General features: G+C 70.0%; 25 protein-coding genes and 1 riboswitch. Of the genes, 9 read left to right on the top strand and 16 right to left on the bottom strand.

Annotation, left to right across the window (positions count from 1 at the left end; all coding sequences use genetic code 11):
• Positions 1-8: 8 nt before the first annotated feature.
• Positions 9-548: a TIGR00730 family Rossman fold protein gene (locus tag EAO75_RS05785; protein ID WP_147993886.1), complete on the bottom strand. Its 540-nt coding sequence runs from the start codon at positions 546-548 to the stop codon at positions 9-11.
• A 50-nt stretch (positions 549-598) separates the two neighbouring features.
• Here EAO75_RS05785 and EAO75_RS05780 point away from each other — a divergent pair, with 50 nt between their 5' ends.
• On the top strand, positions 599-922 hold the full coding sequence (locus EAO75_RS05780; RefSeq protein WP_147993885.1) for a DUF427 domain-containing protein: 324 nt from the start codon (positions 599-601) through the stop codon (positions 920-922).
• A gap of 37 nt (positions 923-959) precedes the next feature.
• On the top strand, positions 960-1,739 hold the full coding sequence (locus tag EAO75_RS05775; RefSeq protein ID WP_147993884.1) for an alpha/beta fold hydrolase: 780 nt from the start codon (positions 960-962) through the stop codon (positions 1,737-1,739).
• A gap of 61 nt (positions 1,740-1,800) precedes the next feature.
• On the opposite strand, the gene mnmA is transcribed toward EAO75_RS05775, so the two are convergent.
• A complete protein-coding gene (mnmA, locus tag EAO75_RS05770) occupies positions 1,801-2,931 on the bottom strand; it encodes a tRNA 2-thiouridine(34) synthase MnmA (protein WP_147993883.1) in 1,131 nt (376 codons plus the stop codon).
• Between the two features lie 60 nt (positions 2,932-2,991).
• Between mnmA and EAO75_RS05765 the strand changes: the two genes are divergently transcribed.
• On the top strand, positions 2,992-3,657 hold the full coding sequence (locus tag EAO75_RS05765; protein ID WP_147993882.1) for an N-acetylmuramoyl-L-alanine amidase: 666 nt from the start codon (positions 2,992-2,994) through the stop codon (positions 3,655-3,657).
• A 30-nt stretch (positions 3,658-3,687) separates the two neighbouring features.
• On the opposite strand, the gene EAO75_RS05760 is transcribed toward EAO75_RS05765, so the two are convergent.
• The 3 genes from EAO75_RS05760 to EAO75_RS05750 form a co-directional block, all read right to left on the bottom strand.
• Positions 3,688-4,863: a cysteine desulfurase family protein gene (locus EAO75_RS05760; RefSeq protein WP_147993881.1), complete on the bottom strand. Its 1,176-nt coding sequence runs from the start codon at positions 4,861-4,863 to the stop codon at positions 3,688-3,690.
• Between the two features lie 218 nt (positions 4,864-5,081).
• Positions 5,082-5,354, bottom strand: coding sequence for a DUF4190 domain-containing protein (locus EAO75_RS05755; protein ID WP_147993880.1), 273 nt, complete (start codon positions 5,352-5,354; stop codon positions 5,082-5,084).
• Positions 5,355-5,397: 43 nt separating this feature from the next.
• Positions 5,398-5,631 (bottom strand): DUF3099 domain-containing protein, encoded by a 234-nt coding sequence (locus EAO75_RS05750; RefSeq protein ID WP_147993879.1) that lies wholly within the window; start codon positions 5,629-5,631, stop codon positions 5,398-5,400.
• A 64-nt stretch (positions 5,632-5,695) separates the two neighbouring features.
• On the opposite strand from EAO75_RS05750, the gene EAO75_RS05745 reads away from it, so the two are divergent.
• Positions 5,696-6,322 (top strand): TetR family transcriptional regulator, encoded by a 627-nt coding sequence (locus tag EAO75_RS05745; RefSeq protein ID WP_147993878.1) that lies wholly within the window; start codon positions 5,696-5,698, stop codon positions 6,320-6,322.
• An 81-nt stretch (positions 6,323-6,403) separates the two neighbouring features.
• Here the strand turns inward: EAO75_RS05745 and EAO75_RS45615 are convergent, their stop codons facing one another.
• The gene (locus EAO75_RS45615) at positions 6,404-6,829 is read right to left on the bottom strand and encodes a hypothetical protein (RefSeq protein WP_187284319.1); all 426 of its coding nucleotides are present in this window, start codon (positions 6,827-6,829) and stop codon (positions 6,404-6,406) included.
• 194 nt (positions 6,830-7,023) lie between these two features.
• Positions 7,024-7,899 carry a thioesterase family protein gene (locus EAO75_RS05735; RefSeq protein ID WP_147993877.1) on the bottom strand — a complete coding sequence of 292 codons (876 nt, stop codon included), beginning with the start codon at positions 7,897-7,899 and terminating at the stop codon, positions 7,024-7,026.
• 124 nt (positions 7,900-8,023) lie between these two features.
• Between EAO75_RS05735 and EAO75_RS05730 the strand changes: the two genes are divergently transcribed.
• Entirely contained in the window at positions 8,024-9,271 is a 1,248-nt protein-coding gene (locus tag EAO75_RS05730; RefSeq protein ID WP_147993876.1) for an alpha/beta hydrolase, read from the top strand.
• On the opposite strand, the gene EAO75_RS05725 is transcribed toward EAO75_RS05730, so the two are convergent.
• From EAO75_RS05725 to EAO75_RS05685, 9 genes are all read right to left on the bottom strand, one after another.
• Complete coding sequence (locus EAO75_RS05725; RefSeq protein ID WP_147993875.1) at positions 9,180-9,836, bottom strand: trimeric intracellular cation channel family protein; 657 nt, start codon at positions 9,834-9,836, stop codon at positions 9,180-9,182. The two genes, EAO75_RS05730 and EAO75_RS05725, sit on opposite strands and share 92 nt — an antisense overlap.
• 63 nt (positions 9,837-9,899) lie before the next feature.
• A complete protein-coding gene (locus tag EAO75_RS05720) occupies positions 9,900-11,255 on the bottom strand; it encodes an ABC transporter ATP-binding protein (protein WP_261989153.1) in 1,356 nt (451 codons plus the stop codon).
• 14 nt (positions 11,256-11,269) lie between these two features.
• A complete protein-coding gene (locus EAO75_RS05715; RefSeq protein WP_147993873.1) occupies positions 11,270-12,352 on the bottom strand; it encodes an ABC transporter ATP-binding protein in 1,083 nt (360 codons plus the stop codon).
• Positions 12,349-13,359: an ABC transporter permease gene (locus tag EAO75_RS05710; RefSeq protein ID WP_147993872.1), complete on the bottom strand. Its 1,011-nt coding sequence runs from the start codon at positions 13,357-13,359 to the stop codon at positions 12,349-12,351. The genes EAO75_RS05715 and EAO75_RS05710 overlap by 4 nt, the downstream gene beginning before the upstream one ends.
• A 92-nt stretch (positions 13,360-13,451) precedes the next feature.
• Positions 13,452-15,203, bottom strand: coding sequence for an ABC transporter substrate-binding protein (locus EAO75_RS05705; RefSeq protein ID WP_147993871.1), 1,752 nt, complete (start codon positions 15,201-15,203; stop codon positions 13,452-13,454).
• 27 nt (positions 15,204-15,230) lie between these two features.
• Positions 15,231-16,229, bottom strand: a complete 999-nt coding sequence (locus EAO75_RS05700; protein WP_147993870.1) for an ABC transporter permease — start codon at positions 16,227-16,229, stop codon at positions 15,231-15,233.
• A 361-nt stretch (positions 16,230-16,590) separates the two neighbouring features.
• Positions 16,591-17,388 (bottom strand): enhanced serine sensitivity protein SseB C-terminal domain-containing protein, encoded by a 798-nt coding sequence (locus EAO75_RS05695; protein ID WP_147993869.1) that lies wholly within the window; start codon positions 17,386-17,388, stop codon positions 16,591-16,593.
• Between the two features lie 170 nt (positions 17,389-17,558).
• Positions 17,559-18,350, bottom strand: coding sequence for an enhanced serine sensitivity protein SseB (locus EAO75_RS05690; RefSeq protein ID WP_147993868.1), 792 nt, complete (start codon positions 18,348-18,350; stop codon positions 17,559-17,561).
• A 79-nt stretch (positions 18,351-18,429) separates the two neighbouring features.
• Positions 18,430-19,104 carry an AAA family ATPase gene (locus EAO75_RS05685; RefSeq protein WP_187284318.1) on the bottom strand — a complete coding sequence of 225 codons (675 nt, stop codon included), beginning with the start codon at positions 19,102-19,104 and terminating at the stop codon, positions 18,430-18,432.
• Positions 19,105-19,274: 170 nt separating this feature from the next.
• Positions 19,275-19,373, top strand: a riboswitch (glycine riboswitch).
• 164 nt (positions 19,374-19,537) lie between these two features.
• Between EAO75_RS05685 and gcvT the strand changes: the two genes are divergently transcribed.
• The 4 genes from gcvT (at position 19,538) to EAO75_RS05665 (ending at position 23,935) form a co-directional block, all read left to right on the top strand.
• Positions 19,538-20,665, top strand: a complete 1,128-nt coding sequence (gene gcvT, locus EAO75_RS05680) for a glycine cleavage system aminomethyltransferase GcvT (protein ID WP_147993867.1) — start codon at positions 19,538-19,540, stop codon at positions 20,663-20,665.
• Between the two features lie 121 nt (positions 20,666-20,786).
• Positions 20,787-21,164: a glycine cleavage system protein GcvH gene (gene gcvH, locus EAO75_RS05675; RefSeq protein ID WP_147993866.1), complete on the top strand. Its 378-nt coding sequence runs from the start codon at positions 20,787-20,789 to the stop codon at positions 21,162-21,164.
• Positions 21,165-21,179: 15 nt separating this feature from the next.
• On the top strand, positions 21,180-22,475 hold the full coding sequence (gene glyA / locus EAO75_RS05670; protein WP_147993865.1) for a serine hydroxymethyltransferase: 1,296 nt from the start codon (positions 21,180-21,182) through the stop codon (positions 22,473-22,475).
• Positions 22,476-22,567: 92 nt separating this feature from the next.
• Positions 22,568-23,935, top strand: a complete 1,368-nt coding sequence (locus EAO75_RS05665; RefSeq protein WP_147993864.1) for an L-serine ammonia-lyase — start codon at positions 22,568-22,570, stop codon at positions 23,933-23,935.
• Positions 23,936-23,952 lie beyond the last annotated feature (17 nt).

Below are 23,952 nucleotides of genomic sequence, written 5' to 3'. Positions count from 1 at the left end.
GTGCCCGGTCACTCCGCGCCCCGGCTCTCCTCCAGGTACGCCAGCGCCCCCACCGGCTCCTGCGCGAAGAACACCAGGTCGGCCAGCGGGTGGGGCAGGAAGCCCTCGTCCTCCATGCGGCGGAACTGCTCCTGAAGGCCGTCGTAGAAGCCGGCGGTGTTGAGCAGGACCACCGGCTTGTCCGTGTGGCCGTGCTTCTTCAGCTCCAGGATCTCGGTTGCCTCGTCGAGGGTGCCCGTGCCGCCGACCATGATCACCACGGCGTCGGCCTTGTCCAGCAGCAGCCTCTTGCGCTCGGCGAGGTCCTTGGCGATCACCATCTCGTCGACGCCCGCGCGGGCCTTGGCGGCCAGGAACTCGACGGAGACCCCGACGAGCCGTCCGCCCGCCTCCTGCACGCCGTCCGCGACCACCTTCATCAGCCCGACGTCGGAACCGCCCCACACGAGCGTGTGCCCGCCCTTGCCCAGCAGTTTCGCGAACTCGCGTGCGGGGCGCGTGTAGCGGTCGTCGAGGTCGGCGGCGGAGAGGAAGACGCAGATTCGCATGCAGCCACCGTACGCGGGAAGAACCCGGCGCCCGCGAGTGCTTTCCCGGTATGGCTGATGGACACACGATCACGATCGAGCAGGACACACGACGCGTGCGCGCCGTTCACGGCGGCCAGGTCCTCGCGGAGAGCGAGCGGGCCCTGGCCCTGCGGGAGACGGGCTGTCCCGTGCGCTACTACATCCCCGCCGAGGACGTACGACTGGAGCTGCTGACCCCCTCCGACACCCACACCTACTGCCCCTTCAAGGGAACGGCCTCCTACTGGTCACTGCCGGACGCGGCGGACCTCGTCTGGTCGTACCCGGACCCGAAGCCGGACGTGGCCGAGATCAAGGACCACCTCTGCTTCTACGAAGTCGAAGTGTCGTGAACGATTAGTTCCGCGCCGTACGGCAATCTCCACAGACATGGACAAGCACACCAATTCAGCCGACGGGACGTCGATCGCGTACGAGACCAGCGGTGACGGCCCGGCGGTGATCCTCGTCAGTGGTGCGATGTCGACCGGGGGCACGGTGGCGCCGTTGGCCGTGCCCCTGTCGGAGCGGTTCCGGGTCGTCGTGTACGACCGGCGTGGACGCGGCCAGAGCGGCGACGCGTCGCCGTACGCGGTGGAGCGCGAGGTCGAGGACCTGGCCGCGCTGATCGACGCGGTGGGCGGCGAGGCGGCGCTGTACGGCACCTCCTCGGGCGGCGCGCTGGTGCTGCGGGCGGCGGCGAGCGGTCTGCAGGTGCGCCGGGTCGCGGTCTACGAGGTGCCGTTCGCCGTCTACGAGGGCGGTGCGCGCGAGCGCGCCGAGTACACCGAGCGGCTGACCGAGGCACTCGACGAGGGCCGGCGCGGGGACGCCGTGGAGCTGTTCCTGCGGATGACGGGGATGGCCGAGCAGATGATCCAGGGCGCCCGTCAGTCCCCCATGTGGGCCGGCATGGAGACGATCGCGCCGAGCCTGGCCTACGACAACGCCGTCATGGGCGACGGTCTGGTGCCCCGGGACCGGCTCGCCTCGATCACGGCGCCGGTGCTGGCCGTCGCGGGCAGCGCGAGCCCCGCGTGGATGCGCGAGGCGACGCGGACGGTCGCGCAGAGCGTGCCTGAGGGGACGTACCGGAGCCTGGAGGGGCAGACCCACATGGTGGATCCGGACGTTCTCGGGCCGGTGCTGGCGGAGTTCTTCGGGGCCTGATCGGGGCGGGGGACGGGCACACGCGTGTGCCCGGAGTTCGGCTCCGCCCGGGAGCCCCGTCTCAGACGGCCGTCGGAGTCGCCCGCACCGTCGACGCGATCGTCGCCGAGCCCACCACGCGCGTGCCGTCGTACAGGACGATCGCCTGGCCGGGCGCCACGCCACGGACCGGCTCGGTGAAGGAGACCTCCAGGGCGCCGTCGACCAGCTCGGCGCTCACCTCGGTCTCGCCGCCGTGGGCGCGCAGCTGGGCGGTGTAGGTGCCGGGCCCGGTCGGGGCGGCGCCGCACCAGCGGGGCTTGATCGCGGTGAGGGCACTCACGTCGAGGGAGGCCGCCGGGCCGACCGTCACCGTGTTGTTCACCGGCGAGATGTCGAGGACGTAGCGCGGCTTGCCGTCGGAGGCCGGGGTGCCGATGCGCAGGCCCTTGCGCTGGCCGATGGTGAAGCCGTACGCCCCGTCGTGGGTGCCGAGCTTGGCTCCCGCCTCGTCGACGATGTCGCCCTCCGCCTTGCCGAGGCGGCCTGCGAGGAAGCCCTGGGTGTCGCCGTCGGCGATGAAGCAGATGTCGTGCGAGTCGGGCTTCTTCGCGACCGCGAGGCCCCTGCGCTCGGCCTCCGCGCGGATCTCGTCCTTGGTCGTCAGGGTGTCGCCGAGCGGGAACATGGCGTGGGCGAGCTGCTTGTCGTCCAGGACGCCGAGGACGTACGACTGGTCCTTGGCCATGTCGGAGGCGCGGTGCAGCTCGCGCGTGCCGTCCTCGCCCAGCACGACCGTGGCGTAGTGGCCGGTGCAGACGGCGTCGAAGCCGAGGGCCAGCGCCTTGTCGAGCAGGGCCGCGAACTTAATCTTCTCGTTGCAGCGCAGGCAGGGGTTCGGGGTGCGGCCTGCCTCGTACTCGGCGATGAAGTCCTCGACCACGTCCTCGCGGAAGCGGTCGGCGAGGTCCCACACGTAGAACGGGATGCCGATGACGTCGGCGGCGCGGCGGGCGTCGCGGGAGTCCTCGATGGTGCAACAGCCCCGCGCGCCCGTACGGAAGGATTGAGGGTTCGCGGAGAGGGCGAGGTGGACGCCGGTCACGTCGTGGCCCGCCTCGGCGGCGCGGGCGGCGGCAACGGCGGRGTCGACCCCGCCGGACATGGCGGCGAGGACGCGGAGGGGGCGGGAGGGCTGCGCGGTGTCAGTCATAACCCTTCCAGGGTAAGGGGGCGCGGGAACCAGGGCCCGCGAGTATCCGTTGACGATCACATGGGACAGCGGAAGGCTTCGAAGGACGGCGACCGGAAGGTCGGGCGTCGTGCGTTGCTCATCGGGGGGACGGCGGCCGCGCTGGGCACTGCCGTGCTGGCCCGCGACGAGCTGGCGCGCCTGTGGTGGCGGGTGCCGGGCGTGGAGAAGCCGCGCAAGGAGGGCGAGGTCGACTTCGCCGGGGCGCGGTGGGTGGCGGCGTCGGACGCGAACTGGCGGCGGGCGGACCGGCCCGACGACTACGGCATAGACATGGTGATCATCCATGTCACCCAGGGCAGCTTCGACAGCGCGGTGAAGGTCTTCCAGGACCCGGAGCACGGGGCGGCCGCGCACTACATCGTCCGCAAGGACGGCCGCATCACGCAGATGATCCGCGAGCTGGACGTGGCGTACCACGCGGGCAACCGCGACTACAACGAGCGCAGCGTCGGCATCGAGCACGAGGGCTTCGTGGAGCGCCCGCAGGACCTCACGGACGAGATGTACGAGGCCTCGGCGCGTCTGACGGCCCGGATATGCGCGCGCTACGACATCCCCGTCGACCGCGAGCACATCATCGGGCACGTGGAAGTGCCGGGCACGGACCACACCGACCCCGGGGAGCACTGGGACTGGGACCGGTACATGAAGCTCGTGCGGGCGGCTCGTACGGCGAAGGCGTAGCCGCAGCCGCTCCATGTCAGGCCGGCCGCCTTACGTCAGGCCGGCCGCCCGTGCCCGTTCCACCGCCGGGCCGATCGCCTTGGCGACCGCCTCGACGTCGGCCTCCGTGGAGGTGTGGCCGAGGGAGAAGCGCAGAGTGCCGCGGGCCAGGTCGGGGTCGGTGCCGGTGGCCAGCAGGACGTGGCTGGGCTGGGCGACGCCCGCCGTGCAGGCGGAGCCGGTGGAGCACTCGATGCCCTGGGCGTCCAGCAGCAGGAGCAGGGAGTCGCCCTCGCAGCCGGGGAAGGTGAAGTGGGCGTTGGCCGGGAGGCGGCCGCCGGGTGCCGGGTCGCCGCCGAGGATCGCGTCCGGGACGGCCGTACGGACCGCTTCGACCAGGGCGTCGCGCAGGGCGCCGATCTCGCGGTCGAACCACTCGCGCTGCTCGGCGGCGAGGCGGCCGGCGACCGCGAAGGAGGCGATGGCGGGGACGTCGAGGGTGCCGGAGCGGACGTGGCGTTCCTGGCCGCCGCCGTGCAGGACGGGGACGGGGGTGCGGTCGCGGCCCAGGAGCAGCGCGCCGATGCCGTACGGGCCGCCGATCTTGTGGCCGGAGACGGTCATCGCGGCGAGGCCGGAGGCGGCGAAGTCGACGGGGACCTGGCCGAAGGCCTGGACGGCGTCCGCGTGCAGGGGGACGTCGAACTCCCTTGCCACGTCGGCCAGTTCACGGATCGGCATGATCGTGCCGATCTCGTTGTTGGCCCACATCACGGTGGCCAGGGCGACGTCGTGGGGGTCGCGGGCGATGGCTTCGCGCAGGGCGTCGGGGTGGACGCGTCCGTGGGAGTCGACCGGGAGGTACTCGATCGTGGCGCCCTCGTGCTCGCCGAGCCAGTGGACGGCGTCGAGGACGGCGTGGTGTTCGACGGGGCTGGCGAGGACGCGCGTGCGGGCCCTTTCCGGGTCGGCGTCGCGGCGGGACCAGTAAAGGCCCTTGACCGCGAGGTTGTCGGCCTCGGTGCCGCCGGAGGTGAAGACGACCTCGCTGGGGCGGGCGCCGAGCGCTTCCGCGAGGGTCTCGCGGGCCTCCTCGACGGTACGCCTCGCGCGGCGGCCGGATGCGTGGAGGGAGGAGGCGTTGCCGGTGACGCTCAGCTGGGCGGTCAGCGCCTCTGCCGCCTCCGGGAGCATGGGGGTCGTCGCGGCGTGGTCGAGGTAAGCCATGGTGGCCACGATTCTAAGGGGCGCCGGTAAGGGACCTGGCGTCAAGGTTGGCCCACTGCGGCCGGCTCGCGCGCCCCACTTGCGTCACCCGTGGAGGCGATGGCCTCATCGCCCCTGCGAAACGGCTGGTGACGCGGATGCTTCAGCGCCGTCGGCTCGCGGCTGCGGCTCGTCCCTGGCCGCTTGCCGCAAGCTCGGGGCCCTGCCCCGGGCGACGGTCAGAAGCTCCACGACAGCGTGCTGTCCATCTGCATGAACGCCAGCAGGACGAGCAGGTCGGCAACCCCCAACCCCATGCCCAGGTACGCCCGGCCCTTGCGGCCGGTGCCCCGCCAGAGGGACGCGGCGGCCAGGACGATCGCGGTCGGGCCGAGGAAGACGTTGAAGACCAGCAGGCCGAGGAGGCCGAGGATGAAGGACGCCACGGCCATGCCGTCGGCGTCGCGGGTGCGGGTGCCGGGGCGGGCGGTGGCCGGTGCGGTGAGTTGCATGGGTGTCAGCTCCCGAGGTGTCGGTTCGGTCCGGTGGATGGAGTCAGTTGCGGCGGGCGTGACGCTCGCGGGCGGCGAAGACGGCCAGCCAGACGGCGATCACAGCGGCGGTGACGACGGTGAAGGCGAGCGGTGCGTGGGCGACGGCGCCCAGCAGCACGCCCAGCAGCAGGAGCGCGGCGACGAGGAACAGCATGGGTCGGATCCCCCTCCGAGATCTCGTGTGACGATCTCTCTCGTTACATTTCGGTGAACAGTTGTAGTAACAGTTGTTCACTGACTCCAAGTCTAGCGCGCCCCACGGCTTTTCAATTCCAGAGAACAGTTGTTAACTGCATGGCATGAGTCACACCCTCGGCCTTCGGCAGGCCCAGAAACAGAAAACCCGCCAAGCGCTGCTGGACGCGGCGTTGGCACTGCTGGAGGAGCAGAGCCTGAGCAGTCTGGGCCTGCGCGAGGTCACCCGCGCCGTAGGCGTCGCCCCGACCGCCTTCTACCGGCACTTCCGCTCCACCGCCGACCTCGGCGTCGCCCTCGTCGAGGAGGCGCTGGGGAGCCTGCACCCGATGATCCGGACGATCGTGTCCTCGGCCGGCGAGAGCGACCAACGCGTGGAGCGTGCCGTCGATCTGATCGCCCGCCACGTCGAGACGCATCCGGCGCACGTCCGCTTCATCGCCCGCGAGCGGCACGGCGGGGTGCAGTCCGTGCGGGAGGCGATCCAGGACCAACTGGCCCGGTTCGCCGACGAGGTGAAGGTCGCGCTCGCCAAGGACCCGATCTCCGAGGGCTGGAACGACGACGACCTCCTCATGCTGGCCAACCTCTACGTCGACCAGATGCTGATCACCGCCTCGCTGTTCCTGGACGTGCTGGAGGCCCCGCAGGAGGAGCGGCGCCGCGTCACGCAGGCCGCGAACCGCCGGATGCGACTGATAAGCATCGGCCGGGAGCACTGGCTGGACTGAGCACCGCAGGCACGAACAGGGCGGCACCCCCGGTCACCGGGAGTGCCGCCCTCGCCGTTCGGCTGCGTACGGCGTCGTGCGTCAGCTCTTGGTCGCCGAAGCCGCCGCGCTGGGCGCGCCGCTCGGGGCACCGCTGGGCGCCGCCCCGCCGCCCTGGCCTGCGCCCGGACCGCCGCCGCAGCCGCCGCCCTGACCCCCGCCGGGACCGCCCGGCCCGCCCTGACCGCCACCCTGGCCACCGCCGGGAGCGCCACTGGGAGCGCCACTGGGAGCCCCGCTCGGCGCACCCGAGGGAGCACCGGACGCCCCGGCCTGACCGGCCGCCCCGGCCGACGGCGCGCCGGAGGGCGCCCCGCTGGGCGCACCCGAAGGCTGCTGACACGACGACTGCTGCCCGGAGTTGCCGCCGTTCGAGGTCGACGACGAGTCGCCGGACCCGCAGGCCGCTAGGGCCAGGGGCGAGAGCGCCAGCAGGGCCACGGCGGGGAGGAGACGCGCACGCTTCATGAGAAACAGCTCCAAGGAAGATGAGGAAAGTCCTGGGGCGGGAACTCAACCAACGCCGCTTAGGGCTTCCTTGGGGGCCTGCTGTCGACGGCCTGTGCGCGCGGCAAAGTAAGACTCAAGTCACCCCGCTGACCTGCACGTTCACCGAGAGCCTCGCGCTACTCGCTGGTACAGGGCCGTGACAGAAGGAGCCGTCAGCTCCCGGCGCCGCCGAGCCTCGCCCGTGCAAGCTGCCTCGACTGGGCCACCAGTCTGTCCGCGCTGTCCCAGACCTCCGCGTCCTCCTCCAGGAAGCCGCCCGCGAGGTTGCGGGTCGTGATCGACACCCGCAGGGGGCCCGGGGCCGGGCGGCAGCGTATGTGGACGGTCAGCTCGACCGTGGGGACCCAGCCGGAGATGCCGATCTCGAAGGCGGTCGGAGGCAGCGCGTCCACCGCGAGGAGCAGGGAGAAGGGGTCGGCTTCGCGGCCGTCGGCCAGGCCGAACCAGGCCCTCATCTCGCCCTTGCCGGAGGGCTGCCCGAGTGCCCAGCCCAGGGTGGACGGGTCGAGCTTGAGCATCAGACGGTCGGCGATGGCAGAGCTGCCGTCGACGGGGGCGGGGCCGTCCTCGGGGCCGAAGCAGTGGTCCATCGGCGGGATCGCGGGCGGCTTGGCCGTCGTACGGACGTCGTCGGGCAGGGAGTCCAGGTCGCCGTAGGAGGCGAGGACGCGGATCCGCTCGACCTCGCGGCCCTGCTCGTCGTACTGGAAGAGCGAGGCCTGGCCGGTGGACAGGGTCCGGCCCGTGCGCACCACGTCCGTGCGGACGACCGCCGGGCCCGGCTGGGAGGCGGTGAGGTAGTGCGCGGAGATCGTGAACGGGTCGCCGTGCGGCAGGGCGTCCGCGAGGGCGCGGCCGAGAACTGCCAGCAGATAGCCGCCGTTGACGGCGCTGATGATGGTCCAGCCGGCGGAGAGGTCGATGTCGTAGACGCCGGGCTCGCGCCGGGTGAGCGCGGTGTCACGGTCGAACTCGCTGTCGCCGATGGTGGCCCGCGGGGCCGTCGGGGCAGAGGCTGCTTCTGGCATGGATGAACGGTACAACAGCTAACTACTAAGCGGTAGCTTTTGAATCTGGCGAGACGCGGCCCACTTTTCGGTAAGTGTCCGGCTCGCCCGAAACCCGAAGCCCGATCTCCCCCTCTATCAGGACATGAGTCTCACCGGGACCACGTTCCTCTACACGCTTGTCGCGCTGTGCGTCGTCGCCGTCGTCCTGCCCCTGATCTTCTGGTCACGGGTGCGCGGACCCCAGGTGGTGCGGGCCGCCGCCCGGGTGCTGATGGTGTTGTTCGCCCAGGGCACGGCCGTCGCCCTGGTCTTCACGATGGTCAACAACTCCAACCAGCTGTACGACAACTGGGGCGACCTGCTGGGCACGAGCGACCATGTGCACGAGGCCGCCGACCTCGGCGCGAGCGGAACCGGCGGGATCGCCCTGGAGAAGCTGCCCAAGGTCCGGCAGACCTTCAAGCCGGGCAAGGGGCCGGGCATGCGCGCGGAGGGCGGCGTGCTCGTCACACAGCTCAAGGGCCGGGTGTCCGGGGTGCACGCCGAGGTCAACGTCTGGCTGCCGCCGCAGTACCACGAGCCCGCCTACCGCAACCACAGGTTCCCGGTCGTCGAGGTGCTGCCGGGCTATCCGGGCTCGTCGAAGGCGTGGTACGGCACGATGGACGCGCCCCAGCAGCTGGCGCCGCTCATGCGCAGCGGGCAGATCGAGCCGTTCATCATCGTCTCGCCGCGCACCACGCTGCTGCCCGGCAAGGACACCGGCTGCGCGAACATCGCCGGCAAGGTCAACGCCGACAGCTGGATCAGCCTCGACGTGCCGAAGATGGTCACGGACAACTTCCGGGCCCAGGCCGCGCCGGACGGCTGGGCGGTCGCCGGGTACTCGGCGGGCGCGCACTGCGCGGCCAAGCTGGCCGTCGCCCACCCCGACCGCTACCGGGCCGCGGTCAGCATGTCCGGCTACAACGACCCCGTCGCCGTACCCCAGTCGCTGGCCGGCAAGTCCCCGGCCCTGCGGAACGCGAACAACCCGTACGTGCTCCTCCAGAACGCCCCTGTCCCGCCGCGCATCGCCCTGTACATGTCCGGTCAGCCGAACGACGGGTACGAGGCGGCCATGGCCCTCAAGCGGATCGCGAAGGCGCCGACGCGGGTGGACGTGGTGTTCGTCCCGAGCAGCGCCGGCGGCCACACCATGGCGCTGTGGAAGCCGCAGGTCGTCCCGGCGTTCCGCTGGCTGAGCGAGGTGATGGGGAGCCCGCACCGGGCCCGTACGGCGCCGGGCTCCGGCGGTACTACTCCTCTCGCACCGTCGACCGACGGTTCCAGGCACGCGGAGCTCGCCAGTGGAACCTCATCGCCAGCAGACGCAGCACGAAGGCCGTGATCGCCGCGAGCGTGCTGGTGAGCGGGGTCAGGGCGTCGTAGTGGATGCACAGGACGGTCATCGTGGCGCCGACGATCGCAGGCACCGCGTACAGGTCACGGTCCCAGCGCAGCAGTGACGGGACCTCGTTGGCCAGGACGTCACGCAGCACACCGCCGCCCACGGCGGTCGCGAGGCCCAGGGCGACGGAGGCGGTGAGGTTGAGGCCGTAGTCGTACGCCTTCGTCGTCCCGGCGACGCAGAACAGGCCGAGGCCCGCCGCGTCGAAGACGTTCACGCCGGTCTGGATGCGCTCCACGTGCGGGTGGAGGAAGAAGACCAGGAGCGCGGCGAGCAGCGGGGTGAGGAAGTACCCCAGGTCCGTGAAGGCGGCTGGCGGCACAGCGCCGATGACCACGTCCCGGAACAGTCCGCCGCCCAGGGCGGTGACCTCGGCGAGGACGGCGATGCCGAAGACGTCGAAGTTCTTGCGAACGGCCAGCAGGGCGCCGGAGATCGCGAAGACGAAGATGCCGATCAGGTCGAGCGTGTGCTGGACGGACGGGCTGAACAGTTGATGGAGCACCCGTACATTCTCACCCAGCACCGGGCCCCCGCCTTGCAAAGGAAGGCGGGGGCCCGGCTTGGGTTACTTCTCGGTGGTTTCGGAGGACGACGCCTCGGTCTCGCCGGTCTCCTCCGAGGATCCCGTGACCTCGCCGGTCTCCTCGCCGGTCTCCTCCGAGGACTCCGCGCTCGCCTCGGTCTCGTCGGCTGCCTCGGACGCGGCCTCCGGCTCCGCCGCCTCGGACGCGGTCTCCGGCTCCGCCGCCTCTTCAGCGACCGCCGCCGACTCCACGACCGCCCCCGCCTCCGCGACCTTCGCCGACTCCGCGAGCACCTCGTCGGCCACCAGCTCCGCCGCCTCCTTGGCCACGCTCAGCAGGACCGTGTCCTGCGGCTGCTGGTCCTCGAAGTTCTCGGGGTGGTGGCACGCCACCTGCTGCCCGGGCCGCAGCTGCAGCAGCGGCGGCTCCGTCGTCCGGCAGATCTCCGTCGCCTTCCAGCACCGCGTGTGGAAGCGGCAGCCGCTCGGCGGGGAGATCGGCGAGGGCACGTCGCCGCGCAGCAGGATGCGCTCGCTCTTGACGCCCCGGCGCTTGGGGTCCGGGATCGGCACCGCCGACAGCAGGGCCTTGGTGTACGGGTGCATCGGCGCCTTGTACAGCGACTCACGGTCGGCGAGCTCGACGATCTTGCCGAGGTACATCACCGCGATGCGGTCCGAGACATGCCGTACGACGGACAGGTCGTGGGCGATGATCACGTACGTGAGGCCGAGCTCCTCCTGGAGGTCGTCCAGCAGGTTCACCACCTGCGCCTGGATCGACACGTCCAGGGCGGAGACGGGCTCGTCGGCCACGACCAGCTTGGGGTTGAGCGCGAGGGCGCGCGCGATGCCGATGCGCTGGCGCTGGCCGCCGGAGAACTCGTGCGGATAGCGGTTGTAGTGCTCGGGGTTGAGGCCGACCACCGACAGCAGCCGCTGGACCTCCTTCTTCACCCCGCCTTCGGGCTGGACGCCCTGGAGCTTGAAGGGGGCGCCGACGATCGTGCCGATGGTGTGCCGGGGGTTCAGCGAGGAGTACGGGTCCTGGAAGATCATCTGCACGTCACGGCGCATCGGGCGCATCTGCCCGACACCGAGGTGCGTGATGTCCCGGCCCGCGAACTCCACCGAGCCGCCGGTCGGTTCGAGCAGCCGGGTGATCAGCCGGCCCATCGTCGACTTGCCGCAGCCCGACTCACCGACGACGCCCAGCGTCTCGCCCTTGCGCACCTCGAAGTCGATGCCGTCGACCGCCCGCACCGCGCCGGTCTGCCGCTGGAGCAGGCCCTTGCGGATCGGGAAGTGCTTCTTCAGACCGGTCACCTTCAGCAGGACCTCGCCGTCGCCGGCACTGTCCTTGATGAGGGGCGGACCGCTCTGTTTCGGGATGCTCACCGCTTTTTCGTCGCTCACAGCTTCGGCGCAATCTCTTCGGTCCAGATCCGCTCCCGCTGCTCCTGGCCCATGTGGCAGGCGGCCCAGTGCCGCTCGCCGACCTCGGTCAGCTCGGGGCGGACCGTGCGGGTGACGTTGTCCTTCGGGATGTCGGCGTAGGGGCAGCGCGGGTTGAAGGCACAGCCCGACGGGACGTTGATCAGGGAGGGCGGGGACCCCTTGATCGGGATGAGGCGGTCGGTSTCGTCGCGGTCCAGGCGCGGCATCGAGCCGAGCAGGCCCCAGGTGTAGGGGTGGCGGGGCTCGGAGAAGACGGAGTCGGCGGGGCCGCGCTCCACGGGCCGGCCGCCGTACATCACCAGCAGGTCGTCGGCCATCTCCGCGACGASACCGAGGTCGTGCGTGATCATGATGACCGCGGAGCCGAACTCCTTCTGCAGATCCCGGATCAGGTCGAGGATCTGCGCCTGCACGGTGACGTCCAGGGCGGTGGTCGGCTCGTCGGCGATGAGCAGCTCGGGGTTGTTCACCAGCGCCATGGCGATCATGGCGCGCTGGCGCATACCGCCGGAGAACTCGTGCGGGTAGCCGTCGACGCGCTTGTCGGGCTCGGGAATCCCCACCCGGTCCAGCATCTCGACGGCCCGCTTGCGGGCCTCCTTCTTGCTCACCTTGTGGTGGACCCGGTACGCCTCGATGATCTGCTGGCCCACCGAGTAGTACGGGTGCATCGAGGACAGCGGATCCTGGAAGATCATCGCCATCTTGCGGCCGCGCAGCCGGCGTACGTCGTCGGGGTGGGCGGCGATCAACTCCTGGCCGTCCAGCCAGACTTCGCCGGTGACCTTGGCGTTGGCCGAGCGGTGCAGGCCCATCACGCCGAGCGAGGTGACGGACTTGCCGGAGCCGGACTCGCCGACGATGCCCAGGGTCTTGCCCCGCCGCACGTCGAAGCTGACGCCGTCGACGGACTTGACCAGACCGTCGTCCGTGTTGAAGTGGATACGCAGATCACGTACCGAAAGGAAGGCGTCGTCCGTGTCGGACGGGGCGGCTGCGGCGGGTTCGCCGAGCGCCGCTTTCTCGAGCTTGCTCACGAGTACCTCACCCGGGGGTCGATGGCGGCGTACACCAGGTCGACGACGAGATTGCAGAAGACGATGAAGAACGCGGCGACCAGCGTCACGCCCATGACGATGGGCAGGTCGTTGTCCTTGATGGACTGGACCGCGTAGGCACCGATGCCCTGCAGGGAGAAAACGGTCTCGGTGAGCACGGCGGTGCCTACCAGGGTGCCGAAGTCCATGCCGAAGATGGTGACGATGGGGGTCAGCGCGGCGCGCAGGCCGTGCTTGGTGACGACCGTCGTCTCCTTGAGGCCCTTGGCTCTGGCCGTGCGGATGTAGTCCTCGCCCATCGTCTCCAGCATGCCCGCCCGGGTGAGTCGGGCGTAGAGCGCGGAGAAGAGGAAGGCGAGGCTGACCCAGGGCAGGATCAGATGCCAGGCCCAGTCGGCGGGGTTCTCGATGAACGGAACGTACTCGATGCTGTCCCAGACCGGGACTTCATAGACGAAGATCGCGTTCAGCAGCTGGCCGGTGAAGAAGATCGGCAGGGAGACGCCGGCGAGCGCGATGAACATCGAGATGCGGTCGATCGGACTGCCCTTGCGCAGCGCGGAGATGACGCCGATGGTGACACCGGTGATCACCCAGATCACGGCCGCGCCGATGGCCAGCGAGAAGGAGACCGGAATCCGCTCCGTCAGCTGGGGCCACACCTCGACATGGCTCTTGAAGGAGTAGCCGAAGCAGGGGGCGCCGCAGTGGGTCGCCTCGGGGCCGAACTTGTAGTCGGCGCCCACCACGAGACCCTTGATGTAGTCCCAGTACTGGACGGCGATGGGCTGGTCCAGCCCGAGGTTCTGCTTGACGGCGGCGATGGACTCGGGGTTGGCGTCCTTACCGACGTACTGCGTGGCCAGCTGATCGGCGGTCTGGCCACCGAGGCGTGGCACCAGGAAGAAGATCGCGAAGGTGACTGCGCTGACCACCAGCAGCAACAGCACTGCGCCAAAGACGCGTCGGATGATGTACGCAGCCACAGCTGTACGGCTCCGGGTGGCCGCGGCGGTTTGTGGCCGCCGCGGCCACCCGGTACCTTCACCTGCCTTTCAGGGTTCCGGCCTGCGGGTTACTACTTGGTGGAGCTCATCAGCAGGTAGTCGTACATGCCGAGGTAGGCCTGCGTGACCGTGACGTTGGCCGCGGACTCCGGCCGGAGCAGCAGGTTCTTGCGGTAGATGACGGGGACGACCGACGCGTTGTCGAGAACCATCTTGTCGATGTCGCCCCAGGCCTTGGTGCGGGCCGCGTCGTCGGTGTTGGCGATCGCGTCCGTCAGGGCCTTGTTGATCTTCGGGTCGTTCAGCTCCATGAGGTTGGTGCCGCCCGAAGGCTTGATGGCGGAGCCGTTGACGACCTGGTCGAGGAAGCCGTACCCGGTCGGCCAGTCAGAACCCCACGCCATGGACAGCATGCCGAGCTTGTGCTCGTGGACGTAGGTCGGGACACCGGCGAAGTTGGTGAAGTACTTGCCGGAGGGGAACTGCTTGATCTCGACGTTGACGCCGATCTTCTTCAGCGACGCCTGGACGGCCGTGGCCTGCGCCACCTCGGCGGGGCGGTCGGAGCGAGCGGTCAGGATCGTGTCGAAGCCGCTGGGCTTGCCACACTGCTTCAGCTCTTCCTTGGCCTTCGCCACGTTGCCCTTGTGGCCCTCGGTCGCGTAGGTGTCGAACTTGGCGTAGCCGTTGACCGACGGCGGCAGCAGCGTGGTGGCCACGTCACCCTTGGGCGTGCCGCCCATGGCGTCGAGGACCGACTGCTTGTCGAGGCCCCACTGGACCGCCTTGCGGCAGTGGATGTTGTCGAACGGCGCCACGTTGACGTTCAGCGCGATGTACTGCGTCGCACCGGCGTACGAGTTGTCGGTCATGGCGGCGTTCTTGCCCTGCAGGACCTTCGGCTGCGTCTGCGGCTGGACACCGGTGCCCGCCGCGTCGGCCGTGATCTTGTCGGCGAGCAGGTCGTTGTCGACCGTCACCGGGTTGACCTTGAACTTGATCGAGATCTTGTCCGGCAGCGCCTTGCGGATCGGGTCCGTCTTGGCGTCCCAGTTCTTGTTGCGGACGAGGGTGGCGGCACGGCCCTCCTCGTACGACTCGAACTGGTACGGGCCGGAGGACACGATGTTCTGGACGTACTTGGCGCCCGTGTCCTTGGCCTGCGGCACCGGAGCCGTCTGCGAGAACGTCGCCAGGTAGTCGAAGTCGGCGAACGGCTGCTTCAACTTGAAGACGATCGTGGTGTCSTCCGGCGTCTCGATGGACTTGATGCCGTCCGCGGACTTGTCCTTGTAGGGACCCTTGTACTTGYCGCCRCCCTCAAGGTACGCCTTGAAGTACGTCGGGCCGTTGGACAGGGCCTCGGGCGCGAAGTTGGAGCGCTCGATGGCGTACTTCACGTCCTTGGACGTGATCGGCGTACCGTCCTGGTACTTCAGACCCTTGCGCAGCTTGTACGTCCAGGTCTTGGCGTCGGCACTGGCGGTGCCGAGAGACTCTGCCAGGTCCGGGACGACCTCCAGGCCTTCCTTGCCGGCCGCCGGCTTGAAGCTGGTCAGCGCACGCGCGTAGAGGCGGGAGAAGTTCTGCACCCAGCCGTAGTACGTGTTGCCCGGGTCAAGGGAGTCCGGTACGTCCGAGTGCTCGTACGTGACCGTGCCCCCCTTCTTCGTGGACGCGTTGACAATGGAGGACAGAGCGGCGTCCTTCTTGCCGCTGCCTCCGCCGCTGCCGTCGTTGTCGTCTCCGCCACCACATGCGGCAGCACCCAGCGAGAGCGCCAGGACCGACGCTATGGCGGCGGTCACCCTTCTCGTCTTCACCTGAGGAAAGCCCCCTCTATCGATGGATCACTTGCTGCGAGGGTCGAGGGCGTCACGCAGCCCGTCACCCAGCAGGTTGAAGGCCAGGACGGTGATGAAGATCGCCAATCCGGGCACGAACATGTACTGCGGATCTGCTGTGTACAGATCGACAGCGTTGCTGAGCATCCCGCCCCAAGAGGCCTGCGGCGGTGCGATGCCGACTCCGAGGAAGCTCAGCGCCGCCTCGAAGAGGATGTTCGTCGGGATGATCAGCGTCGAGTAGACGAGGATCGGCGCGACGAGATTGGGGAGCAACTCGCGGAACAGGATGTACGGCCCGCGTGCGCCCAGGCTCGTGGAGGCCTCGATGAACTCCCGCCTGCGCAGGGTCATGGTCTGCGCACGCACGATGCGGCCGATGTACGGCCAGCTGAAGAAGCCGATCACGAAGATCAGCACGCAGATGCGCAGCGGAAGTCCTTCGAGCCCGAAGAAACCGTCCTGCACGGAGGCCGAGATGGAGATCGCGAACAGCAGCAGCGGGAACGCCAGGAAGGTGTCCATCAGCCTGCTGATGATGCTGTCGATCCAGCCGCCGTAGTACCCGGCGATCACGCCGAGCACGGTGCCGATGGCCACGGACAGGACCGTGGCACCTCCGGCGACCAGCAGCGACACCCAGGAGCCGTCGATGATGCGGGCGAGCATGTCGCGGCCGTACTGGGGGTCGATGCCCAGCGGGTGGTCCCAACTCATTCCGCCCCAGCCGCCCTTGGGGGCGAGCAGGGCCGGGTCGATCAGGTCCTGGTTGAACTTGTTGGGGTCGAGGTCGAATACCCAGAGGATCGGCTTGGAAAGCACCGCCATCAGTACGAGACAGACGACGACCACGCCTCCGGCCATCGCCACCTTGTCCCGCTTGAAGCGCATCCAGGCGATCTGGGTGAGCGAGCGCCCCTCGATCTGGCTCTTCTTGACGCCGGAGAGCACGGCCTCGGGCTGCGCTCCGGCCTCCGCGCCCGTTGTCTCGATCGGTGCGGTCACAGTGAGATTGACCCCTCTCGGCCGGCGGTTGCCGACCCCCCTGGTTGCCGCTGTAGCGGTTGAGTGAACTCGTACACAGGACCGACCGGCCCGTGTCTTGCCGGGAGTCTTCAACGCCATGGCGATCTGTTGCCAGAGTTGGCCGGGAAAGTATGCGCAACCGTGATGCTGTCTGGGGGGTTCCGTTATCCGAACAGCGGGTAACGACCGTCGGACGCGAGCCACTTGGGGCGTATGAGGGCGGACCGGGACCTTCCGATCGCATCTACGCGCGGAGATGTGCCTATGAAACCGCAGTCAGCGGCCCTCTGCACCTACGAAGTCGGGCCGCCGACTGAACGGTAGGTTAGCGCGGGAATGATCAGTAACGGCCCTGTGCCGGTGGGTAACCGTAACCACCCGCGGGGGCCTGCGCGGGCGCGGCGTGCGCCTCGCGGTCGTAGAACGGACGGGCACCCGCCCGCATCCACATCGCGATCGGGTCGTCCTCGTCGGACATCGCCACGGTCGACACCGGCAGCCCGTCCGGGACCGCGCCGATCGACTGGAGCATCATCGAGCGCACCGAGTCCACCGCGGGCGGGCTGGTGTCGTACACATCGAGCCCGATGGCGAGATACGGCGCGCCGAGCGCCGGCTGCACCCAGGCGCGGCGCAGCGAGCGGACGGCCGGGGTGCGGTGGGCGTTCTGCGCGAGCAGGGCGTAGAACTGCGGGATCTCGATGCCGGGCTCCGACAGCCGCAGCGGGCCGGCGGGCTGGCGGTCCAGGCCGGTGGCGATCCGGCGCAGGTCGAGCCAGGGGATGCCGACGCCGCCGCCCGGGGCGTGCGGGTTGAGCCAGAGGCCGTAGTGGTCCGGGTAGAGGGTGCGGGCCACGTCGACTCCGTCGACCACCTCGTAGCTGCGGTTCCAGCCGCTGGCCGACAGCTCCTGGGCGGAGGTGACGCACGGGGCGTAGCCGTAGCCCTCGACCTCCATGTTGGCGTACTGGGCGTCCGGGGAGCCGGCCTGGCCGTGCCACAGCAGCATCCAGACCTGGCCGGCCGAGGGGGTGGCGAGGGCCCGCAGGAGGGCCTCGTAGGCGTCGTAGCGCCCGGGCGTCACCTGGCGCAGCATGTGCTCGACCTGCCCGGTCGAGGTTGTGCCGCTCGCGCTCACGATTACCGCCCCTTCGGGAAACATGGGTTTTCGCTCCCAGCTTAGGCGCTCCGCTGGTCGAGCCGTTGAGAGCTCGGGACTTAATGTGGTTTGCAGGTCGCGGGTCGTGTGTGGCTGCTCCCTCCCCCGGCGGAGCCGCGTGTCGATACAGCCCCGCGCCCCTCAGGTTCTCAGAGTGCCCGCGTGTAGAAGGGGCGGACCCTTTGGCGCAGCCACTCGATGACCGGGTCCTGGGCCACGTCCATCAGGACCAGGTTGACCGGCCACTGGAGCGGGGCGTGGGCCAGGGCTCGGGCGAGGGCGTCCATGGGAGCCGCGCGCAAGTCGCCCTCCCAGTGGGAGAGTTCCACGCCTATGAACATCACCGGGTTGGCCGTCTCGATCGCCGCCAGGCAGCGGCGGGCCGTCGCGACCACGCCGGTCCCGGCGAACTCGGCGGACGCCGCCGCGAGGAAGTCGACCGGGTCGTCCTGCCAGTCGGGCTCGTAGAGCTTGACGCGGCCGCCGGAGGTGAGGCCGTCCAGCGGGGTGCGGCCTACTCGGCACAGGTCGGCCACCGCCGCCGGGGGCAGCGGGACGCCGACCACGCCGCCCGGGTTCACGGCGATGCCCACCTGCGGGGGCAGACCGCGGGCGAACTCCACGGCGGGGGCGATGGTGTACGACAGGTGGGCGCCGACGACCTGGCGGAACTGTTCCTCGGAGCTGAACACGGGGACGTAGGCCTGGCCCTCGATCTCCACCGTGGGCAGGTCCAGCGGGCCGCTGTGCGGGCCGCCGCCGCCCGGCAGGGGCACCCAGACGAAGCTGCGGCCCAGCACCTCGATGATCCGGCCGCCGGCCGAGGGGATGCCGAGGGAGGCCGAGAGCACCTCCTCCAGTTCGTTGCCGGGCCATCCGCCGTGCGGATGGGGGTGTGGGTGTGCCGGGAAGTCCGCGGGGAGATCCGCTGCGAAGTCCATCTGTGTGACCGCCTGCTGTGAACCACGTCTGTGGCTCAAAAGGCTATCCGGTGTCCGCCCGGCACCGGTATACGGCCGGTCAGCCGGCGAAGCCGATCCGGCGCAGGACGTCCGCCGCGTCCCGGTCGATCAGCACCGCCGAGCCGCTGCCCTGGGGCAGGTCGCCCTTCGCCGCCGCGCGCAGCAGCCGGGAGGCCGCCGTGCGGTGGCGCAGGAAGGCGTACCGCGAGACGCCACGGCCGCGCTCGCGCTGGCCCTCCAGGGCGGCGGTCGGCGTCACGTCGAGCAGCAGCAGATGCAGGGTGCCGCCGCGGCGCCGGGCCTCGCGGGCCAGCCAGGCGCGCACCCAGGCCTGCGTACCGCAGTCGTGCACGACGACGCCCTTGCCGGAGCGCAGCGCGCGGCGCAGTCCCGCGTAGTGGGCGAGGCGGACCAGGGGGCGGTAGACGGCGTAGGGGAGGAAGCCGGGCATGCGGGCGTCCCAGCGGTCCCGGGTGTCCTGGGAGTCGATGCGCAGGCCCTTCACGGTCCGCTTCATCAGCGTGGACTTGCCGCTGCCGGGCAGGCCGGTGATCACGACGAGGTCCTTGGGGCCGAAGAGCAGCGCGTGCGGGCTGTGGCCGGAGCGCTCGCGCAGATCGCGGACCACGGGCGCGGGGCACGGGGCGTGGCCTTCGACAGCGGGGGCCGCGGGCTGCTTGGGCAGCGCGAGTCCCGAGGTCGTGGCGTACGCCGTGGTGCGGTTCACCGTCATCGTCCTCCTCCGGGGTCAGGAGTCCCCATCCCCACTGAGCGTAAAGAGAAGGTAATAGAGGATCTCTCGTATTTTCGTTCGCTTCCTGCCACAAGCCGGTTACAGACATGGCCCTGCCGCGGACGAGCCCGGCATGCAATGATGGCCGCGCCAACTGCATACCGGCCGCTTGAATCCGCGCGGGAGAGTCCCCAGCAGTCCACCGCTGGGGCGCCGAAGGAGCAAGTCCCTCCCTTGAATCTCTCAGGCCCCGTTACCGCGCGGGCGAGGCACATCTGAAAAGCGGGCCGCTCCCCTGTCCTCGGACGGGCGTGGCTCCACCCAAGGTGCAAACCGTGATCGTCCCCGTGGCGGTCGTGGCGAACCTCTCAGGTTCCGATGACAGATGGGGAGGAACGACCTCGCCTGTCATGCCTTGGGAGACAACCGACCGATGAGCAGTACTGACCCCTCCGAGAAGCGCCGTACCGCGCTCGATGCCCTGCATCGCTCGCTCGGCGCGACGATGACCGACTTCGCCGGCTGGGACATGCCCCTGCGCTACGCCTCCGAGCGCGACGAGCACAACGCCGTACGCACCAAGGCCGGCCTCTTCGACCTCTCGCACATGGGCGAGATCACCGTGACCGGTCCCGCCGCGGCCGCCCTGCTGAACCACGCCCTGGTCGGCAACATCGCCTCCGTCGGCGTCGGCCGCGCCCGCTACACCATGATCTGCCAGGCCGACGGCGGCATCCTGGACGACCTGATCGTCTACCGGCTCGCCGAGACCGAGTACATGGTCGTCGCCAACGCCTCCAACGCCCAGGTGGTACTTGACGCCCTGGTGGAACGATCCGCCGGCTTCGACGCCGAGGTCCGCGACGACCGCGACGCCTACGCGCTGCTCGCCGTCCAGGGACCCGAGTCCCCCGGCATCCTGAAGTCACTCACGGACGCCGACCTCGACGGCCTGAAGTACTACGCCGGCCTGCCCGGCACCGTCGCCGGCGTCCCCGCACTCATCGCCCGCACGGGCTACACCGGCGAGGACGGCTTCGAGCTGTTCGTGAAGCCGGAGCACGCCGTCGAGCTGTGGCAGGCGCTGACCAAGGCGGGCGAGGGCGCCGGCCTGGTCCCCTGCGGGCTGTCCTGCCGGGACACGCTGCGCCTGGAGGCGGGCATGCCGCTGTACGGCAACGAGCTGACGACCTCCCTCACTCCCTTCGACGCCGGGCTCGGCCGGGTGGTGAAGTTCGAGAAGGAGGGCGACTTCGTCGGGCGCGAGGCGCTGACCGAGGCCGCCGCCCGTGCCTCGCAGAACCCGCCGCGCGTCCTGGTCGGCCTGGTCGCCGAGGGGCGTCGGGTCCCGCGCGCCGGGTACCCGGTCGTCGCCGGCGGCGAGGTCATCGGCGAGGTCACCTCCGGTGCGCCCTCCCCCACCCTGGGCAAGCCCATCGCCATGGCGTACGTCGACGCCGCGCACTCGGCGCCGGGCACGGCCGGCGTCGGCGTGGACATCCGCGGCAGCCACGAGCCGTACGAGGTCGTGGCGCTGCCGTTCTACAAGCGGCAGAAGTAGCGCCACGCGAAGAGACTGACAGCGGTGCGTGCGTGACCCTGCGCACATTTCCGCTGATCACGCACGTATCCAGCAGTCCCCCATTCACCACCACTCCCGCGCGTACAGGAGAATTCAGGCCATGAGCAACCCCCAGCAGCTGCGCTACAGCAAGGAGCACGAGTGGCTGTCGACCGCCGAGGACGGCGTCGCGACGGTCGGCATCACCGAGTTCGCGGCCAACGCGCTCGGCGATGTCGTCTACGCCCAGCTCCCCGAGGTCGGCTCGACCGTGGCCGCGGGTGACACCTGCGGCGAGCTGGAGTCGACCAAGTCGGTGTCCGACCTGTACTCCCCGGTCAGCGGCGAGGTCACCGAGATCAACGAGGACGTGGTGAACGACCCGGCGCTCGTGAACTCCGCGCCCTTCGAGGGTGGCTGGCTGTTCAAGGTCCGCCTCACCCAGGAGCCGGACGACCTGCTCTCCGCCGACGAGTACGCCGCCCACACCGCCGGCTGAGGAGCCGTATCCCTTATGTCTGACACGTCTTACACGTCTGACAAGTCGCTTCTGAACGCGCCCCTGCACGAGCTGGACCCGGCGGTCGCGGCCGCGCTGGACGCCGAGCTGGAGCGTCAGCAGTCCACCCTGGAGATGATCGCGTCGGAGAACTTCGCTCCGGTCGCGGTGATGGAGGCGCAGGGTTCGGTCCTGACGAACAAGTACGCCGAGGGCTATCCGGGCCGGCGCTACTACGGCGGCTGCGAGCACGTCGACGTCGCCGAGCAGATCGCCATCGACCGGGTCAAGGAGCTGTTCGGCGCCGAGTACGCCAACGTGCAGCCGCACTCGGGCGCCTCCGCCAACCAGGCCGCACTGTTCGCGCTGGCCCAGCCCGGCGACACGATCCTGGGCCTGGACCTGGCGCACGGCGGCCACCTCACCCACGGCATGCGGCTGAACTTCTCCGGCAAGCAGTTCAACGTGGTCGCCTACCACGTGGAGACCGAGACCGGTCTGGTCGACATGGCCGAGGTGGAGCGCCTGGCCAAGGAGCACCGCCCGAAGGTGATCATCGCCGGCTGGTCGGCGTATCCGCGGCAGCTGGACTTCGCCGCGTTCCGGCGGATCGCCGACGAGGTCGGCGCCTACCTGTGGGTCGACATGGCGCACTTCGCGGGCCTGGTCGCGGCCGGCCTGCACCCCAACCCGGTGCCGCACGCGGACGTCGTGACCTCCACCACCCACAAGACGCTGGGCGGCCCGCGCGGCGGCATCATCCTGGCCCGCAGCAAGGAGTTCGCGAAGAAGCTGAACTCCTCGGTCTTCCCCGGCTTCCAGGGCGGCCCGCTGGAGCACGTGATCGCGGCCAAGGCGGTCTCGTTCAAGGTGGCCGCTTCGCAGGCGTTCAAGGAGCGCCAGCAGCGCACGGTCGAGGGCGCCCGCATCCTGGCGGAGCGGCTGACGGCCGCCGATGCCCGTGCGGCCGGGGTGAACGTGCTGTCCGGAGGCACTGACGTGCACCTGATCCTGGTCGACCTGCGCGACTCGGAGCTGGACGGCCAGCAGGCCGAGGACCGCCTCCACGAGGTCGGGATCACGGTCAACCGCAACGCCGTCCCGAACGACCCCCGCCCGCCGATGGTCACCTCCGGCCTGCGCATCGGCACGCCCGCCCTGGCCACGCGCGGCTTCGCGGCGGAGGACTTCGCCGAGGTCGCCGATGTCATCGCCGAGACGCTGAAGCCGTCGTACGACGTCGACGCGCTCAAGGCCCGGGTCAAGGCACTGGCCGAAAAGCACCCGCTCTATCCCGTTCTGAACAAGTAGTTCCTTTCCGTGGGGTGTCCCGCACACTGGTCAGTGAGCGGGCGGGGCACCCCGCGGAAGCCTTCTGCACCACCCCGTATTGAGGAGTCCCCGTGGCCATCTCGGTCTTCGACCTGTTCTCGATCGGCATCGGCCCGTCCAGCTCCCACACGGTCGGCCCGATGCGCGCGGCACGCATGTTCGCCCGCCGCCTGCACAACGAGGGCGTGCTGCCCTCCGTCGCTTCCATACGCTCCGAGCTCTACGGCTCGCTCGGCGCCACCGGGCACGGCCACGGCACCCCCAAGGCGGTGCTGCTCGGCCTGGAGGGCGACTCGCCCCGCACCGTCGACGTGGAGACCGCCGACGAGCGGGTGGAGAAGATCAAGTCGACGGGCCGCCTCAGGCTCCTCGACGAGCACGAGATCGCCTTCGCCTTCGACAAGGACCTCGTGCTGCACCGCCGTAAGGCACTGCCCTACCACGCGAACGGCATGACGCTGTGGGCGTACGACGCGTCCGGGGCGGAGCTGATGTCCAAGACGTACTACTCGGTCGGCGGCGGCTTCGTCGTCGACGAGGACGCGGTCGGCGCCGACCGGATCATGCTCGACGACACGGTCCTGAAGTACCCCTTCCGCACGGGCGACGAGCTGCTGCGCCTGACGCAGGAGACGGGCCTGTCGATCTCGGCGCTGATGCTGGAGAACGAGCGGGCCTGGCGCACCGAGGAGGAGATCCGCGAGGGCCTGCTGGAGATCTGGCGGGTGATGCGGGAGTGCGTGGCGCGGGGAATGGCGCGCGAAGGCATCCTGCCGGGTGGCCTGAAGGTCCGCCGCCGGGCGGCGAACACGGCTCGCAAGCTGCGCTCCGAGGGCGACCCGAAGGCGCTCGCCATGGAGTGGATCACGCTCTACGCGATGGCCGTGAACGAGGAGAACGCGGCGGGCGGCCGCGTCGTCACCGCCCCGACGAACGGCGCGGCGGGCATCATCCCGGCGGTCCTGCACTACTACATCAACTTCGTGCCGGGCGCCGACGACGAGGGCGTGGTCCGCTTCATGCTCGCCGCGGGCGCGATCGGCATGCTCTTCAAGGAGAACGCGTCCATCTCCGGCGCCGAGGTCGGCTGCCAGGGCGAGGTCGGCTCGGCCTGCTCGATGGCGGCGGGCGCGCTGGCCGAGGTCCTCGGCGGCTCCCCGGAGCAGGTCGAGAACGCCGCCGAGATCGGCATGGAACACAACCTCGGCCTCACCTGCGACCCGGTCGGCGGCCTCGTCCAGATCCCCTGCATCGAGCGCAACGGCATGGCCGCGGTGAAGGCGGTCACGGCCGCCCGCATGGCCATGCGCGGCGACGGCTCCCACAAGGTGTCCCTCGACAAGGTCATCAAGACCATGAAGGAGACGGGCGCCGACATGTCCGTGAAGTACAAGGAGACGGCTCGGGGCGGGCTCGCGGTCAACATCATCGAGTGCTGAGCCGCACGTCCAACGCC

Origin of the sequence: Streptomyces sp. UW30, assembly GCF_008042075.1 — a bacterium.
Taxonomy (GTDB): domain Bacteria; phylum Actinomycetota; class Actinomycetes; order Streptomycetales; family Streptomycetaceae; genus Streptomyces.
The sequence above is the reverse complement of the archived record's forward strand: the minus strand, read 5'-3'. Positions and strand labels throughout refer to the sequence as shown.

Coding starts and splice junctions, on each gene's coding strand:
- EAO75_RS05775 (WP_147993884.1), top strand. CDS start 960: ATGGACAAGCACACCAATTCAGCCGACGGGACGTCGATCGCGTACGAG.
- gcvH (WP_147993866.1), top strand. CDS start 20,787: ATGAGCAACCCCCAGCAGCTGCGCTACAGCAAGGAGCACGAGTGGCTG.
- EAO75_RS05755 (WP_147993880.1), bottom strand. CDS start 5,354: ATGCAACTCACCGCACCGGCCACCGCCCGCCCCGGCACCCGCACCCGC.
- gcvT (WP_147993867.1), top strand. CDS start 19,538: ATGAGCAGTACTGACCCCTCCGAGAAGCGCCGTACCGCGCTCGATGCC.
- EAO75_RS05690 (WP_147993868.1), bottom strand. CDS start 18,350: ATGGACTTCGCAGCGGATCTCCCCGCGGACTTCCCGGCACACCCACAC.
- EAO75_RS05730 (WP_147993876.1), top strand. CDS start 8,024: ATGAGTCTCACCGGGACCACGTTCCTCTACACGCTTGTCGCGCTGTGC.
- EAO75_RS05780 (WP_147993885.1), top strand. CDS start 599: ATGGCTGATGGACACACGATCACGATCGAGCAGGACACACGACGCGTG.
- glyA (WP_147993865.1), top strand. CDS start 21,180: ATGTCTGACACGTCTTACACGTCTGACAAGTCGCTTCTGAACGCGCCC.
- EAO75_RS05685 (WP_187284318.1), bottom strand. CDS start 19,104: ATGACGGTGAACCGCACCACGGCGTACGCCACGACCTCGGGACTCGCG.
- EAO75_RS05745 (WP_147993878.1), top strand. CDS start 5,696: ATGAGTCACACCCTCGGCCTTCGGCAGGCCCAGAAACAGAAAACCCGC.
- EAO75_RS45615 (WP_187284319.1), bottom strand. CDS start 6,829: ATGAAGCGTGCGCGTCTCCTCCCCGCCGTGGCCCTGCTGGCGCTCTCG.
- EAO75_RS05760 (WP_147993881.1), bottom strand. CDS start 4,863: ATGGCTTACCTCGACCACGCCGCGACGACCCCCATGCTCCCGGAGGCG.
- EAO75_RS05785 (WP_147993886.1), bottom strand. CDS start 548: ATGCGAATCTGCGTCTTCCTCTCCGCCGCCGACCTCGACGACCGCTAC.
- EAO75_RS05765 (WP_147993882.1), top strand. CDS start 2,992: ATGGGACAGCGGAAGGCTTCGAAGGACGGCGACCGGAAGGTCGGGCGT.
- EAO75_RS05735 (WP_147993877.1), bottom strand. CDS start 7,899: ATGCCAGAAGCAGCCTCTGCCCCGACGGCCCCGCGGGCCACCATCGGC.